Genomic DNA, 15981 nt, shown 5'->3' with positions numbered 1-15981 from the left:
ACAATACCGAATTTAAAAGGAAATGATTAGATGGGGTTTACCGCCAGCTTACATTACTGATAGCTCCGCATACTGATCATTCTGTTCGAAGTAAACAACACAGTGGCATTGATGCTCGGAAAGTAAGGCGAGAAGCTCAGGACTTAGATGAGTATCTGGAGTACTAATGACATCAATCATATCTATTTTTCTTATTGTTAGTGAGTGCTTGCTATTTACGTTTTCCCAGTGCCAACCATAAGATTTACTAAAAGCGAGTAGGTTTGCGGAAAATAATAAGATAAAAGCTGAGAGATAGCAGATAGAGAATCTGTAGTGGTGAAAAATGGTGTTATGTTGATCGTTAACTGTGACTTTAGGTGTTGATGTGTCGGCAAAAGCTTTTTGTATGGTCTCTATCTGGATCGGTTTTGGCGTATCGCAAGCGATACAGTCGTTAATTAGTCTATAACCTACTTTGGGCACAGTAACTATGGGCGATTCGTTGGCACCTAACTTCAGCAGTGCATGTCGCAGTGAGCTGATACTTTTAGCAAGAGATGTCTCGCCAACATATTGATTTCCCCATGCATGTTGAATGATGTCGCATTTCTTAACAACATTGGGAGAGTGTTGGATTAGAAGTTCCAATACTTGTGCTTCTCGATAACCGATCTTGGTGCTTTTATTACGATTGGAGAGCTTGTTACTAAGGGTATTAAATAAAATCATATCATCAAATTTAGGCAGTAACTCGAAGGTTCACTGATCACCACCAATGGAATGTTTTACTCAAGGTAAGTACATGAATGTACTTTGATCAATTAAGGAATAACTGGCTTTGAACTGACATGTATAATTTGTGTAAGCGCTATCAATTATATGAAACTTAATGCTTTTGTTTTGCGCTATGGCTTGGATGTGAGGGCTCTAGCTTATTGTTCCGTTGAGTGATTTCTGTCCTATATTAAATGAGAAAGGTGTTGCTTACGGGGGAATGTATGAGCTATCAAACGCTGATTTCAAGAATCAATGAACTACCCAGAATAGAGAGTGTACTTCAAGAGCTTCTTGAGATGGTAAATAGCGATCAGATTGATTTTGGTGAGCTGGCAAAAAAGATGGCGATGGATCAAGTTTTGTTAGCTAGGGTGCTGAGAATGGCCAATTCTGCTCAGTTCGGTGGCGTCAAGGGTGTGTCGAATATCAATGATGCAATCGTACGAATCGGTATTGGGGCCATTCGCAATTTAATATCCTCATCAATTCTGGCTTCTACCTTCCCTAAGTTGGAAACACTCAATATTAAAGATTATTGGGCCAGTACCTTTGAGGTTGCCACTATCGCTGGTGCGTTAGCGAAGGAAGTCAAAATTGACCCAAATGAAGCTTTTATCGCTGGGATACTACACAATATCGGTGAGCTTATGATTCACTCTCTTGAGCCAGAAAAAGCTTTGGAGATCAATCGGCGTGTTGAAAAGGGTAGCAATCCTATAGAGGTACAGAGAGATGTCCTTGGAGCCGATGCTCAGCAGCTTGGAGCTGCTTTAGCTGAGAGTTGGAAGTTTCCTGCCGAACTGATTGATGCGATTGCCAATGTTAATCACCCCAGCAAGGCTGTAGAGTCGAAAAGATTGGCCTGTCTAGTCTTTCTGGCTAGGGATATTCACCAAAGCTGGGATTCAATGAGCGCTAAAGAGAAGCAGGGGTATTTAAAAAAACATAAGGCTGCTATAGCGCTGAACCTGGACTCTAATCTAACAGAAAAAATTGATGCAGTTAGAGGCCAAGGGAGTGAAATGGCATACCAGCTGTTTTAGTACCGCTAACACGAAGGCTCGTATTGATTCTTTCTCCTAAACCTCATTTGTTGGATGACTAAGCCTGCAATAATAAGTACAAGCCCTATCAAGGTGGTTGGGTGGATGTGTTCTTTGATGATTGTTGCAAGTAGTACTAGGGAAATAAAAGGCGATGCAAAAATAAGATTACTGATTCTTGCGGTATTTTGGGTAAGTTTTAATGCACTTAGCCAGAGAACGAAGGTTACGCCCATTTCAAATAGGCCCACGTATGTTGCCGCTAGCCAACCTTGTGAAGAAATATGGTTCCAATTAGCACCCTCTATCCAGCTTATAACAAGCGCACACGGCGTGGCGACAAGAAATCCAAGTAGAATAGCCACTATAGGGTCGGCTTTGTTCTTGGTGTTCAGTATCCAATAGCCCGCCCACAACAGCGTCGATAGTAGAGCTAAGCCGACACCTAGTGGGCTGTCAAAGCTCATGCTTAAAATATCACCTTTAGTAGCAATGACGATAACGCCGAAGTAACTTAAAACACAGGCTATCCAGTCTTGCCTGCGTATTGTTTGCTTGAGAAATACAGCAGCCATAAAAGTGAGTGTGATTGCCCAACTGTAATTGATTGCTTGAGCTTGTGATGCTGGGAGTAGGTCATAAGCTTTAAACAAAATAAGATAGTAAGACAGAGGGTTGATTGCCCCAAGTAAGATGTAATAGAAAGGATTGGCGAGAAAAGTCGAGCTAATGGAAGGTAGTTTTCCTTGCCAAGCGCATATTAAAGTTAATGCAAGTGTCGAAACTGTACTTGCGACTGTGAGCATCTGGATTGGTGTTAGCTCTGCTAAGGTGAGCTTGAAGGCGGTGGCCACAGTAGACCATAAAAGTACAGCAGACAGTCCTAAACCGATTGCGCGACGTTCGTTCATGACATTCCCTTGCCTAGATAGATACAACTCAGGGCGCTAGTCTATCGGTTTGATATCCGACCATCAAACTGGACATTTATCCAGTGGTAAAATACCATTTAACTGATATCGAAAATATGAGTTAACTCACTATTATGCAATGGATTCTAGATAACCCCACCTTGATTATAACCATTCTAGCTTGTGCAACATTAAGTAGTGCTTTGGCTGGCTGGTGGGTAAAACAGCAAATGAACCTTGATTATAAGCTTTTGAAACAGCAACTTGATTCTGAACGAGAGTTATCAAATGCACAAATTAGTCAGTTACAAAAAACGCTAGAGCAAGCAAATCAAGATCTTGACCAGCTCGACGCTGAACGGGACAAGGCAGCTTATGAGTTGAAGCAATTACACGGTCAGCATATGGCCTCGTTGGAAAAACTACGCTATCTGGAGACACTCAAACAGGAGCGTCAGCAGTACGCCACTCAGCTAGATAGTAGCCGAGAGCAAAAAGCACAACTTGAAGCACAGCTTCGAGAGCAAGATGCTAGGCATCAAGAGGAAAATAAAGCCAACCAAGAAAAGCTGCAACTGCTTGAGCGGGCAGAAGTTCGCCTCAAACAACAATTTGAGCACTTAGCACATCAGCTATTTGACGTTAAAACAGCAAAAGTCGATCAGCAAAATAAGCAAAGCTTGGACGCTATATTATCACCACTGAAAGATCAGTTGGAAGGCTTTAAGAAACAGGTCAATGATAGCTTTAGCCTAGAAGCAAAAGAGCGTCATACTCTTGTTCATGAGTTAAAGAACCTTCAGCGGCTTAATGAGCAGATGACCCGAGAAGCCGTCAATCTAACTCAAGCTCTCAAAGGTGATAATAAACAGCAAGGCAATTGGGGTGAGGTGGTTTTAGCACGTGTGTTAGCCGAGTCAGGTTTACGTGAAGGGCATGAATATCAGACGCAGGTGAGTTTGCAAGATGAGGCAGGCAAACGCTTTCAGCCAGATGTTATTGTCCATTTACCCAATAATAAGCAGGTTGTAGTTGACTCAAAAATGACTCTGGTTGCTTACGAGCGGTATTTTAATGCCGAATCTGATGAGATGAGAGATAAAGCCTTAAATGAGCATCTGCTATCAGTAAGAGCACATATTAAAGGGCTGTCGCAAAAGGATTATCATAAGCTTAAAGGGATAGAAAGCTTAGATTATGTATTAATGTTCGTGCCAGTAGAGCCTGCTTTCCAGGTGGCTATTCAGGCTGACCCGAGTTTAGTTAAAGATGCGCTAGAGCAAAACATTATTTTGGTGAGTCCAACCACTTTATTGGTTGCCTTGCGTACGATAGATAACTTGTGGCGTAACGAACGCCAAAACCAAAATGCGCAAGTCATCGCTGATAAAGCGAGTAAACTATACGATAAATTGCGTTTGTTTGTTGATGATATGCAAAATCTTGGTGGCGCATTAGACAAAGCAAACCAGAGCTATCAAGGAGCGATGAGCAAACTTGCTAGCGGGCGAGGTAATGTAATACGACAGGCAGAAAGCTTTAAACAGCTTGGTGTTGAGGTTAAGAAGCCCATTACGCCCAGTGTAACGAGTTTGGCAAGTTATGATGGATTGCAGGAAAATAATTCTGCCGGTGAAAATGCTTCTATCGATGAAAGACAACAAGCTGAGGATAAAGTAAACTAATCGCGCGCAGCGCTGAGGTCGTATTAATTCATAACGCTGCTTTAAGAGGAATTATCATGACAGATACAGGCGAGAAGTTAGATACCGCTACAGAATCAAACGAAACCACGCATTTTGGCTTCACCACGGTAGCCAAAGAGGAAAAAGTCGCTAAGGTCGCGCAAGTCTTTCATTCCGTTGCTGCAAAGTACGACATTATGAATGACTTGATGTCGGGAGGGATTCACCGCCTATGGAAAAGATTTACCATTGACTGTAGTGGGGTTCGTCCGGGGCATAAAGTGCTTGACCTAGGTGGCGGTACAGGGGATTTGACGGCGAAATTCTCACGGATTGTTGGTGATAAAGGTCATGTGATCCTTGCTGATATTAATAACTCAATGCTCAACGTCGGCCGTGATAAGCTTCGTGACAGTGGTGTTGTTGGCAATGTTCATTATGTTCAGGCCAATGCGGAAGAATTACCCTTTCCGGATAATTACTTTGATGCCATTACTATCAGCTTTTGCCTTCGTAATGTCACGGATAAAGATAAAGCGCTAGCGTCGATGTTCCGAGTTTTAAAACCAGGCGGTCGTTTGTTGGTATTGGAGTTTTCAAAACCTGTATTCGAGCCATTGTCGAAGTTGTACGATGCTTATTCATTCCACCTACTGCCAAAAATGGGCGAACTGGTGGCTAACGATGCGGAAAGTTACCGATACCTTGCTGAGTCGATTCGTATGCACCCTGATCAAAATACACTCAAAGATATGATGGAATCAGCAGGCTTTGAAAACACCAGTTACCATAATTTGACGGGGGGCATTGTTGCTCTTCATCGTGGTTACAAGTTCTGATAGGGAATGTCTTATGCCGTTTGAAGCATTCGTCACTGCTGCTGTTGAATCAAGCATTAACATCCTAGTTAAGGATGATCCTGAGCTTGTACGTCGTCTTTCACGAATAAAAGGCCAGGTGATTCAGGTACATTTAAGAGAGCTCAACAAAACTCTTACCTTTGTGTTTAGCCAGCAAATTGACGTGTTAGCGGCTTATGAAGGTAAGCCTGACTGCTACCTTTCGCTCAATATTTCCAGCCTATCAGAGCTGCGTGAACAATCGAATATTACTAAGTTAATTAAGCAAGACAAATTAACTCTAGAGGGAGATATTCAGTTAGCGCAAAAATTCTCTCAATTATTGTCTGACTGTAAACCAGATATTGAAGAGTGGCTATCGAGAGTGATAGGGGATGTTTTCGCTCATAGTCTAGTGCAAGGAGCCTCAGGACTTGGAGAGTTTGTCAAAAGACGTGCTGAAAAACACAGTAACCATCTCGCACAAGTGATCACTGAAGAGTGGAAATTAGCCCCAGCGTCATTGGAAATCGCACATTTTTGCGATCAAGTGGATGATGTTGCAAGTTGGGCCGCTCGTGTTGAAGCAAAATTGACTAAACTGATGGACAGAGTATGACCCTGACTGAACTAAGACGTCTCTATAGGATTATAAAGGTCCAGCTCGAATATGGTTTAGATGAACTTCTCCCTGATCATCAGCTAGCTAAAGCGCCTCTATTTGCCAGAAAAGCCCTATTTTGGATTAAAAATCGACATGCAGATAAAGAATTGGGTGAGCGGTTACGGCTGGCACTTCAGGAATTGGGACCTGTTTGGATAAAATTTGGTCAGATGATGTCTACCCGGCGCGATTTGTTTCCTCCCCATATTGCCGACCCTTTAGCGCTTCTTCAAGATCAAGTGTCCCCCTTTGATGGTCAACTTGCTCAGCAGCAGATTGAGCGAGCGTTAGGTGGGCCTATTGATAATTGGTTTAATGAATTTGATATCACTCCGCTTGCTTCGGCCTCCATTGCCCAGGTTCACACTGCGAGACTCAAGTCAAATCATCAGCAAGTGGTTTTAAAGGTTATTCGCCCAGATATTCGCCCAGTTATTGATGCGGATCTAAAACTTATGTATCGCATGGCTCGTATAGTGGCGAGAGCCTTGCCAGAGGCGCGTCGCTTGAAGCCTGTAGAGGTGGTCCAAGAATATGAGAAAACCTTGCTCGATGAATTAGACCTGCAGCGAGAGGCAGCCAATGCGATTCAACTGAGGCGAAACTTCGAAGGCAGTGAAGAATTGTATGTTCCTGAAATTTTTACTGACTTTAGTAATAAAACTGTCATGGTTTCTGAGCGAATATATGGCATCCAAGTGTCGGATATCGATGGTTTGAAAGCCAATGGCACCAATATGAAGTTGTTAGCTGAACGTGGTGTCAGTGTGTTTTTTACCCAAGTATTTAGAGACAGCTTTTTTCATGCGGATATGCACCCTGGAAATGTTTTTGTTAGTCCAGAACATCCGGAGAATCCGCAGTGGATTGGTTTAGATTGCGGCATAGTTGGTACTTTAAACAGTGAAGATAAACGATACTTAGCAGAGAATTTTCTGGCCTTTTTTAATCGAGATTATCGCCGCGTGGCAGAACTACATGTTGAGTCGGCTTGGGTTCCACAAGATACAAACCTTGATGAATTCGAGAGTGCTATACGTGTGGTGTGTGAACCTATATTTGCTAAGCCATTGTGTGATATATCTTTTGGTCATGTATTGTTGAATTTGTTTAATACAGCTCGGCGCTTCAATATGGAAGTCCAACCACAATTGGTTTTGTTGCAAAAAACTTTGCTTTACGTAGAGGGGCTAGGGCGTCAATTGTATCCTAGGCTTGACCTGTGGCAGACAGCTAAGCCCTTCTTGGAAGAATGGATGATGAATCAGGTTGGTCCCAAAGCTCTAATGAACGCGGTGAGAGACCGAGCGCCATTTTGGGCTGAAAAATTACCTGAATTGCCTGAGCTACTTTATGACAGCTTACGTCAGGGTAAAATGATGAATCAGCGCATGGATGAGCTGTTTTATGGTTATCGTGCCAGTAAGCGTCAACAGCTAAAAGGAAAGTTTTTATTTGGGGTAGGAGCGACATTAGTCGTATGCTCAGCAATATTGATGACCAGTCCTTATAACCAGCTATCTTTGGTTACAGCGAGTGGTGGTGCGATATTTTGGTTGTTTAGTTGGAAAGCCTATCGCCGTTAAACGGTAGACTTTCATTGGTTTGAATTAGCCCGAGGTATAGAAAATGGGTGGTATTAGTATTTGGCAGCTTCTGATTATTGTCGTTATTGTCGTTCTTTTGTTTGGTACTAAGAAACTGCGTGGTATGGGAAGTGATTTAGGCGGCGCGGTGAAAGGATTTAAGAAAGCTATGAGTGAAGACGACGCGGCGAAAAAAGACGCAGACTTTGAGCCAAAGCATCTTGATCAGCAAAAAGTGGATACTGCTGCTGAAGATAAAAAAGATAAAGAGCAGGTATAACTCGTGTTTGATATCGGTTTTTGGGAGCTGATATTGATCTCAGTTGTTGGCCTTGTTGTTCTTGGACCTGAGCGATTACCTCACGCGATTCGTAGTATCTCTCGTTTTGTCGGTGCTGCCAAGACCATGGCAAATAACGTTAAAGACGAGATCTCTCATGAGCTTAAAGTTCAAGAACTACAAGATAACTTACGCAAGGCAGAGCAGATGGGTATGGAAGATTTATCTCCGGAGCTCAAATCCTCTGTTGAGCAGCTCAAACAGGCTGCTCATGATGTGCAGCGGCCTTATACTAAAGGGCAGGAGCAGAACGAAGATGACACTGAGAGTAAAGTCACAACAACCCAAGCCTCTGATGATGTAAAGCCTTCATTAGAAAGCGATGTTGCTGGTGATAGTTCACCACTGGCAGATAATAGAAAAGCCAAATAATTACCTTTAAGTAGTGATGGCTAAAGCTATCCCTTATCATATTTTCCAGTAGAGGTTTTCATGCCATCTGTAGAGCAAACGCAGCCTTTGATTAGCCATCTTTTAGAACTGCGTAGTCGTTTGCTTCGTGCACTTATTGCGGTTTTAATTGTGTTTCTTGGCCTGATTTATTTTGCTAATGACATCTATGAGTTTGTCTCTGCACCACTTGTAGAGCGTTTGCCAGAAGGGGCGACAATGATAGCAACCGATGTCGCATCGCCTTTCTTTACGCCTCTAAAGTTAACTCTGATTGCATCGATTTTTATTGCTGTGCCTTTCATCTTATATCAGGTGTGGGCTTTTGTTGCTCCGGGTTTATACAAGCATGAACGTCGGCTCATCATGCCCCTTCTATTTTCGAGTTCATTACTATTTTACTGCGGCGTAGCTTTTGCGTATTTTGTGGTGTTTCCTTTGGTGTTTGGCTTTTTTACCGCTATCTCACTAGGTGGGGTAGAATTTGCGACAGATATTTCCAGCTATTTAGACTTTGTCCTCGCTTTGTTCCTCGCCTTTGGTATCGCTTTTGAGGTGCCAGTGGCGATTATTTTGCTGTGTTGGACTGGAGCAACCAACCCTAAAAGCTTAAGTGAAAAGCGACCTTATATCATAGTGGGGGCTTTTGTGGTCGGCATGATGCTGACTCCGCCTGATATTATTTCTCAGACTCTACTTGCTGTCCCTATGTGTCTACTTTTTGAAGTTGGATTGTTTTTTGCGAGGTTTTACGTTGACAGGTCATCGAGGTAAAATTGGTGAAATGTTTTATAACAGCCGTCGTACTGGTGAGTCACTACTTAAATTTCATAACATGCCCACATTTTGAACATATGTAGATCTCTTTTATACCTATTAATTTATGCCAAATCGCACGATGTTTTCTATGCAAGTGATTGCTTTGCCTACACATTTTACCTAACCTTTTATTGTTTATATTGTATATTAAACTAGTGTCATCTTTATTTAAAGGTTAACTTGGATCATTTATCTCTAAAATTTTATTTTATCAAATACGAGATAATTTTTTGCTTTGAAAAGGTGTATTTGTGTGAGGAGCTGGGATGGTTGGGGTTCTCTTTACATTTCTTTCAGTCAAGCGCCTTATATTATGAAGAGAGTCATTTCTATACACATAACTTGTACTCTAAATGCAACAAGAGGCTTACAAATAGTAAACCTCTTCGAAAGATATATTTTAGGACATTAAGCCTACCTTATTTTAACAAGGTCCCTGCAATGGGAGCACCTATAGACCTTCTTTACGCCAAGCATTTTTTGCCAAAATGTTCGATGCCTTCGGCGCAAGCAACCACTGTGATAATGCATATTGTGATAACTTATAATTAGTATTTCTATCAATAGTAAATCAGTAGTGATTGAATTAAAGTATGAAAACTTTTCTCATATTATGACGTTATTTTTTATTTCGGCGTTAATTTTAATTTAATTTTCTAAAAAAACAATGACTTGGCGTTTTTTGTTGTTAACTCTGTAACTTCTTCGTATGTAACACCTCGTAAATCAGCGACTTTTTTTGCCACTAATGACATGTAGGTAGGCTCATTACGTTTGCCTCTATGGGGTACTGGAGCCAAATAAGGGCAGTCGGTTTCAAGCAGCACATAGTCCATATCTAATTCAGGGATAACTTTGTCCATACCGCCGTTTTTGAATGTACTTACTCCGCCGAGTCCGAGGTGAAAGCCGAGCCCATTGATCGCCTTCGCTTGTTCTATATCACCGCCAAAGCAATGGAAGACCCCGGAAAGTGAGCCATCTTGAACTTGTTCGAGTAGCTCTAGAGTTTCTTTGATGGAGTCTCGAGTATGGATTACAGCGGGCAGCTTCATCTCTTTGGCCCAATTCAATTGGGTAACAAATGCTTTCTCTTGTTCCGCTTTATAGGTTTTGTCCCAGTAGAGATCGATACCTATTTCTCCAACGGCAATAAAAGAATGTTTTTCAAACCAGTTGCGGATTATTTTTAACGTGTTTTCATAGTCTCTATCTACATAGCAAGGGTGTAGTCCCATCATGGAGCTGCATATATCTGGATAGTTTGCTTCTGTTTGCAGCATTGGCTTGATGGACTCAAGATCTATATTGGGTAGTAGGATTTTCTCTATCCCTTGGGCAAGTGCTCTTTCCACAACCTGATCACGGTCGCTGTCAAATTCGCTGGCATAAATGTGCGCGTGAGTATCGATCATCGTTAATCTCTATAAAGCTTGATGGCAAAGAGTATACGGCAGTGTGAGCATTTGGTCATTTTTTGTATTTTTATCACTTGCTGCTAGCGTCGGCTCTCAGGAGTGATATTATGCAAATCAAGCACTTTCACCACATAAGGAGAATAGAGTGTCCGTTTCCATTCAAGGCCAGTTTCCTGGTCGTCGTATGCGTCGTATGCGTAAACATGACTTTAGTCGCCGCCTTATGGCAGAGAGCCAGATTACAGTCAGTGATCTGATTTATCCAATGTTTATCTTGATGGGTAAAGATCGTCGCGAGACCGTGGAGTCAATGCCTGGAGTAGAGCGATTATCTATTGACCTAATGCTGGAAGAGGCGCAATACCTTGCACGATTGGGTGTTCCAGCTATCGCTCTGTTCCCAGTGGTGAATCAAGATGCAAAAAGTTTATGTGCTGCGGAAGCCTATAATCCAGAGGGGTTGATACAGAGAGCGGTTCGTTCTTTGAAAGAACATGTACCAGAAATTGGTGTGATTACCGATGTTGCTTTGGATCCTTTCACGACCCACGGCCAAGATGGCATTATTGACGAAGAAGGTTATGTTCAAAATGATGAGACAACGGAAGTTTTAGTCAAGCAAGCCTTGTCCCATGCTCAAGCAGGTGCTGATGTTATTGCTCCATCAGATATGATGGATGGTCGTATAGGAGCCATTCGTAAAGCTTTGGAAGAAGCAGGACATATCAACACCCAAATCATGGCTTACTCAGCTAAGTATGCATCCCATTATTATGGGCCATTTCGTGATGCGGTTGGTTCAGCGAGTAATCTTAAAGGTGGTAATAAAAATAATTACCAAATGGATCCGGCTAATAGCGATGAAGCTGTCCATGAAGTGGCCATGGATATCAATGAAGGCGCGGATATGGTGATGGTTAAACCAGGAATGCCATATCTTGATGTTGTACAGCGTGTAAAATCTGAGCTTGGTGTCCCCACTTTTGCTTATCAGGTGTCGGGCGAATATGCTATGCACAAAGCGGCGTTCTTAAATGGTTGGTTAAAAGAACGCGAAACGGTAATAGAGTCACTGCTTTGCTTTAAACGAGCTGGAGCTGATGGAATCCTGACTTACTTTGCCAAAGATGTCGCTGAATGGCTGGCAAGAGATCATGCTGAATCGGCTAAGTTTTTACAATCAGATGAATAAAATTAATGATCCTTACAAAGCTGGTTGACGTTTGTCAGCCAGCTTTTGTTTTTTGGAGGCATAGATGGCAATTGAATATCGTATCGGATTACTTGAGGAATGTGTTGAGGTGATACAAAGTATTGATGAATTTGAGCACAAAGAATCGATAGAGAGTTTAGCCTCTCGTTTGAAGGATAAGAAGTATCTCATTCAAGTTGCGGAAGAAAACCATCAATTACTTGCCTTTAAGATTGGCTATGAGTTGGATAGAGATACTTTTTATAGTTGGTTAGGAGGGGTGTCTCCATTCGCACGTAAAAAAGGTGTGGCACAAAATCTTTTGGACTATCAAGAAGCATGGGTGAAACAGAACGGGTACTCACAACTTAGGGTTAAATCTCGCAATCAATTTTCCAATATGCTTAACCTATTGATAAGAAATGAATATATGATTGAAAACTATGAAAAAAGATCCCCATTATCTGACTCTAGGGTTCACTTTATCAAGCAAATATCGGCATCTGATCAAAATAAATGAGATTTTTTCTCATTTAGGTCTTGACGATTTAAATGAGAATAATTATTATTTATCTCGTCTTAGGGAATAAGAGAAGTTCAGCGAAATCTAGCCTTTTTAAGGGTATGAACTCTATCGAACTTGCACTCATTCAATTTGACACGACATTGCTCACATTGCTTCCAGTGTAATTTATAGCTTTATGATAAAGCGTATTGTTCAACTAAGTATGCTTTAACTAATTTTTGCTAGGCGACATCAAATCGATGTCGCTTTTTTTATGCTTGGCGTTTGACAAATCTCGGGCTATTAAAAATATAACCATGATAAATTTTCCTTAGGGTGAGTGAAAGGACAGCGATAGTCTTTTCCACAACTCAGGATCTTTTTTGGATCGAGCTTCATTATTCCGATCTTGTGTTTTTTTCTTTTAAATTAGATACTTATAATCATTAATGTCATTTTTATTACTGTTTGGTGTTGAAATGCATAAATACTATGAACAGACTTATCCACAGAGGGGTGGGGAGATCGCGCTAGTTTGTTAACAGATCCAAGGGATATATGATCAGTTAGCATGGATCCACTGAGGCAGTCATGGCATTCTTAGTAAATATTTTCTCTTGGATGCTTAAACTATGGCTCGTATTCCTGATAATCCGCTGATTTTAATCGACGGCTCTTCTTACCTTTATCGTGCATTTCATGCCTACCCAGACACTATGACTAATGGCGAGATACCGACCAATGCTGTTTATGGTGTAGTGAATATGCTTCGCAGTATGATGCGCCAGTTTGCTTCAGAACGTATTGCCGTAGTATTTGATGCCAAAGGAAAGACTTTCCGTGATGACATGTACCCTGAGTATAAGGCCAACCGTCCACCTATGCCTGACGATCTAAGGTGCCAAATTGAACCTCTTTATGACGTTATTAGGGCTATGGGCTTGCCTTTAATCTGTGTGCCAGGTGTTGAGGCTGATGATGTGATTGGTACACTTGCTTCAAAGGCTTCTCAAGCTGGTATGCCAGTTTTGATCAGTACTGGTGACAAAGATATGGCTCAGCTAGTTGATGAGAATGTCACTTTAATCAACACCATGACTAATGTTGTGTTGGATCGCGAAGGGGTTATTGAAAAGTTTGGTATCCCGCCGGAATTAATTATCGATTATTTGGCACTTATGGGTGATAAGGTGGACAATATCCCAGGAGTCCCAGGTGTTGGAGACAAAACAGCGACGGCATTGCTGCAGGGCGTTGGTGGCTTAACTAAGCTTTATGACAACCTTGAACAGATTGCTGGTCTTGGCTTTCGCGGCTCTAAAACCATGGCCAAAAAGCTGGTTGATAATAAAGTTAATGCGTTCTTATCTTATGAACTAGCGACAATCAAATTGGATGTAGAACTTGAAAACTCATACGATGCTCTAGTTAAATCCCAGCCAAATACAGATGAACTGACCAAGCTATACGGCCAGCTTGTGTTTAAATCTTGGTTAAATGAAATCTTGGACGGTGGCAATGGTGCTGTCGTAGCGGATGAAAAATCTGGTTCTTCGGCGGCTGGAACTGCTTCCGCTGCGATTGATATGGAGAACTCAGCTGCTACGATTGATCGCAGTGGCTATCAAACCATACTTGATCAAGACACTTTTTATACTTGGCTTGCCAAACTTGAAGCTTGTGATGTGTTTGCCTTTGATACAGAGACAGATAGCCTAGATTACATGACTGCCAATCTAGTTGGCGTCTCATTTGCGATTGAAGAGGGGCTCGCAGCTTATGTTCCTGTGGCCCATGACTATCTTGATGCTCCAGAGCAATTGGATCGCAGTTGGGTGCTTGATAAACTTAAGCCAATTTTAGAGGATGACTCTCAGTCTAAGGTTGGTCAAAATCTTAAATATGACGCCAGTGTACTAGCACGCTATAACATTGAAATGAAAGGGATCAAGCATGACACTATGCTTGCTTCTTACGTGCACAACAGTGTCGGCGGCAAACATGATATGGATAGTTTGGCGTTACGCTTTCTGCAGCACAATTGCATTTCTTTTGAGCAGATTGCGGGTAAGGGAAAGAAACAGCTTACTTTTAATCAGATTGAATTAGAGCAAGCGTCTCCATACGCTGCTGAGGATGCGGATGTAACACTCCGTTTGCATAACCGCTTAACGGAAAGCATCAATAAAGATACCAAGCTTAGGGGGATTTATGAGGAGATTGAAGTACCTCTTGTTCCTGTGCTGTCAAGAATGGAAAGAACAGGTGTATTGATTGACTCCGTCAAACTCGCCGAGCAATCTAAAGAGATCGCTTTGCGTCTTGATGAGTTGGAGCAACAGGCGTTTGAAGTTGCCGAACAAGAGTTCAATATGAACTCGCCAAAGCAGTTGCAAGCTATCTTGTTTGAAAAAATGGAGTTACCCGTTATCAAGAAGACGCCTTCTGGTACTCCTTCTACCAACGAAGAAGTCTTGCAGGAACTAGCACTCGACTACCCATTGCCTAAGTTGATTTTGGAGTATCGCGGTTTAGCCAAACTTAAATCTACTTACACGGATAAGCTGCCTAAGATGATTAGTTCACAGACAGGTCGTGTTCATACTTCCTACCACCAAGCTGTCACCGCTACAGGTCGACTATCGTCGACAGACCCTAACTTACAAAACATCCCTATACGCAATGAGCAAGGGCGCCGTATCCGTCAAGCATTTATCGCTTCGCCAGGGTATAAGATAATGGCTGTCGACTACTCTCAGATTGAGCTGCGCATTATGGCCCACTTGTCAGGTGATAAAGCTTTATTGGATGCTTTCAAGCATGGTAAGGATATTCACTCAGCGACAGCCGCTGAAATCATAGGTGTTGATATTGACCAGGTTTCTGCAGAGCAACGCCGGCGCGCGAAGGCAGTGAACTTTGGTCTGATTTATGGCATGAGTGCTTTTGGACTGGCAAAGCAACTTGGTATTGCGCGTAACGAAGCCCAGCAATATATGGATACTTATTTTGAGCGCTACCCAGGGGTCATGCAGTATATGGAAGACACGCGAAGTACGGCGGCAGAGAAAGGTTATGTTGAGACACTTCTTGGTCGCAGGCTGTATTTGCCCGAAATAAAGTCGCGCAACGGTATCCGCCGTAAAGCAGCAGAGCGAGCAGCGATCAACGCACCTATGCAAGGTACTGCGGCCGATATAATTAAAAAGGCCATGTTATTGGTTGATGAGTGGATTGAGGAGCATGGGGAGGGCCGAGTTAAGTTGCTTATGCAAGTTCACGATGAATTAGTTTTTGAAGTTAAAGAATCAGTTTTGACTGAAATTGAAAGTAAAGTACAAGAGCTGATGGAATCTGCAGCAAGCTTGAACGTTCCTTTGGTGGCGGAAGCAGGCCATGGTGACAATTGGGATCAAGCTCACTGATAAAAATGCTATTAATATCATACAAATAAGGCAAGCCAGTAATTAATGCTGGCTTTTTTATTATTTGAAGTTTTTCATTTTAATTTTTTGTCTATGTAGCTAAATAAAAAAATACTGAAAATAACTTACAAAAATGGTTTTAATTTATGACCAATTGTTGTACATTACGAGGCGTAGGGTACAGAGGTAAGATGTTCTATCTTTTAGACCTTTTGTTTCACGTTATTGGATTAGGCTGATTCAGCCGCCCCAGCCAGTGTTTGGCTGGGGCGTTTTTTATTGTGCCTAAATAAAATCTTTGCCCTATATGCTATTCAGTTATCTACAGCACTTATGGGTGTCATCTATTTAGTAACCCAAACTAAATTTGTAATAAAGCTTCATTTTATATCTTCTAAGAGGTAT

Annotated in this window: 14 protein-coding genes; 11 read left to right on the top strand and 3 right to left on the bottom strand. The window is 42.0% G+C overall.

Going from position 1 to position 15981, the window contains the following annotated elements; genetic code table 11:
* Positions 1 to 48: 48 nt before the first annotated feature.
* Positions 49 to 711, bottom strand: coding sequence for a winged helix-turn-helix domain-containing protein (locus AAFM34_RS10340; protein ID WP_341662518.1), 663 nt, complete (start codon positions 709 to 711; stop codon positions 49 to 51).
* A 269-nt stretch (positions 712 to 980) separates the two neighbouring features.
* On the opposite strand from AAFM34_RS10340, the gene AAFM34_RS10335 reads away from it, so the two are divergent.
* On the top strand, positions 981 to 1802 hold the full coding sequence (locus AAFM34_RS10335; RefSeq protein ID WP_341662516.1) for an HDOD domain-containing protein: 822 nt from the start codon (positions 981 to 983) through the stop codon (positions 1800 to 1802).
* A 5-nt stretch (positions 1803 to 1807) separates the two neighbouring features.
* Here AAFM34_RS10335 and AAFM34_RS10330 read toward each other — a convergent pair whose 3' ends face one another.
* Positions 1808 to 2713 carry a DMT family transporter gene (locus AAFM34_RS10330; RefSeq protein ID WP_341662513.1) on the bottom strand — a complete coding sequence of 302 codons (906 nt, stop codon included), beginning with the start codon at positions 2711 to 2713 and terminating at the stop codon, positions 1808 to 1810.
* Positions 2714 to 2847: 134 nt separating this feature from the next.
* Here AAFM34_RS10330 and rmuC point away from each other — a divergent pair, with 134 nt between their 5' ends.
* The 7 genes from rmuC to tatC are packed head-to-tail and all read left to right on the top strand — an operon-like array spanning position 2848 to position 8991.
* A complete protein-coding gene (rmuC, locus tag AAFM34_RS10325; protein WP_341662511.1) occupies positions 2848 to 4398 on the top strand; it encodes a DNA recombination protein RmuC in 1551 nt (516 codons plus the stop codon).
* 56 nt (positions 4399 to 4454) lie between these two features.
* Positions 4455 to 5237 carry a bifunctional demethylmenaquinone methyltransferase/2-methoxy-6-polyprenyl-1,4-benzoquinol methylase UbiE gene (gene ubiE, locus AAFM34_RS10320; protein WP_341662509.1) on the top strand — a complete coding sequence of 261 codons (783 nt, stop codon included), beginning with the start codon at positions 4455 to 4457 and terminating at the stop codon, positions 5235 to 5237.
* Between the two features lie 13 nt (positions 5238 to 5250).
* A complete protein-coding gene (locus tag AAFM34_RS10315) occupies positions 5251 to 5856 on the top strand; it encodes an SCP2 domain-containing protein (RefSeq protein ID WP_341662507.1) in 606 nt (201 codons plus the stop codon).
* Positions 5853 to 7487: a ubiquinone biosynthesis regulatory protein kinase UbiB gene (gene ubiB, locus AAFM34_RS10310; RefSeq protein ID WP_341662505.1), complete on the top strand. Its 1635-nt coding sequence runs from the start codon at positions 5853 to 5855 to the stop codon at positions 7485 to 7487. The genes AAFM34_RS10315 and ubiB overlap by 4 nt, the downstream gene beginning before the upstream one ends.
* A gap of 43 nt (positions 7488 to 7530) precedes the next feature.
* Complete coding sequence (gene tatA, locus AAFM34_RS10305) at positions 7531 to 7767, top strand: Sec-independent protein translocase subunit TatA (protein ID WP_341662503.1); 237 nt, start codon at positions 7531 to 7533, stop codon at positions 7765 to 7767.
* Positions 7768 to 7770: 3 nt separating this feature from the next.
* Positions 7771 to 8199 carry a Sec-independent protein translocase protein TatB gene (gene tatB, locus AAFM34_RS21010; protein ID WP_371833270.1) on the top strand — a complete coding sequence of 143 codons (429 nt, stop codon included), beginning with the start codon at positions 7771 to 7773 and terminating at the stop codon, positions 8197 to 8199.
* Between the two features lie 60 nt (positions 8200 to 8259).
* Positions 8260 to 8991 carry a twin-arginine translocase subunit TatC gene (tatC, locus tag AAFM34_RS10295; RefSeq protein ID WP_341662501.1) on the top strand — a complete coding sequence of 244 codons (732 nt, stop codon included), beginning with the start codon at positions 8260 to 8262 and terminating at the stop codon, positions 8989 to 8991.
* A gap of 701 nt (positions 8992 to 9692) precedes the next feature.
* On the opposite strand, the gene AAFM34_RS10290 is transcribed toward tatC, so the two are convergent.
* Positions 9693 to 10451, bottom strand: a complete 759-nt coding sequence (locus AAFM34_RS10290) for a TatD family hydrolase (protein WP_341662498.1) — start codon at positions 10449 to 10451, stop codon at positions 9693 to 9695.
* Between the two features lie 148 nt (positions 10452 to 10599).
* Between AAFM34_RS10290 and hemB the strand changes: the two genes are divergently transcribed.
* The 3 genes from hemB to polA all read left to right on the top strand — a co-directional run bounded on the left by hemB (position 10600) and on the right by polA (position 15576).
* Positions 10600 to 11646 carry a porphobilinogen synthase gene (hemB, locus tag AAFM34_RS10285; RefSeq protein ID WP_341662495.1) on the top strand — a complete coding sequence of 349 codons (1047 nt, stop codon included), beginning with the start codon at positions 10600 to 10602 and terminating at the stop codon, positions 11644 to 11646.
* Positions 11647 to 11710: 64 nt separating this feature from the next.
* Positions 11711 to 12166 (top strand): GNAT family N-acetyltransferase, encoded by a 456-nt coding sequence (locus tag AAFM34_RS10280; RefSeq protein ID WP_341662493.1) that lies wholly within the window; start codon positions 11711 to 11713, stop codon positions 12164 to 12166.
* A 617-nt stretch (positions 12167 to 12783) separates the two neighbouring features.
* On the top strand, positions 12784 to 15576 hold the full coding sequence (polA, locus tag AAFM34_RS10275; protein ID WP_341662491.1) for a DNA polymerase I: 2793 nt from the start codon (positions 12784 to 12786) through the stop codon (positions 15574 to 15576).
* Positions 15577 to 15981 lie beyond the last annotated feature (405 nt).

The organism is Vibrio sp., from assembly GCF_038138445.1.
GTDB lineage: Bacteria > Pseudomonadota > Gammaproteobacteria > Enterobacterales > Vibrionaceae > Vibrio.
The sequence above is the reverse complement of the archived record's forward strand: the minus strand, read 5'-3'. Positions and strand labels throughout refer to the sequence as shown.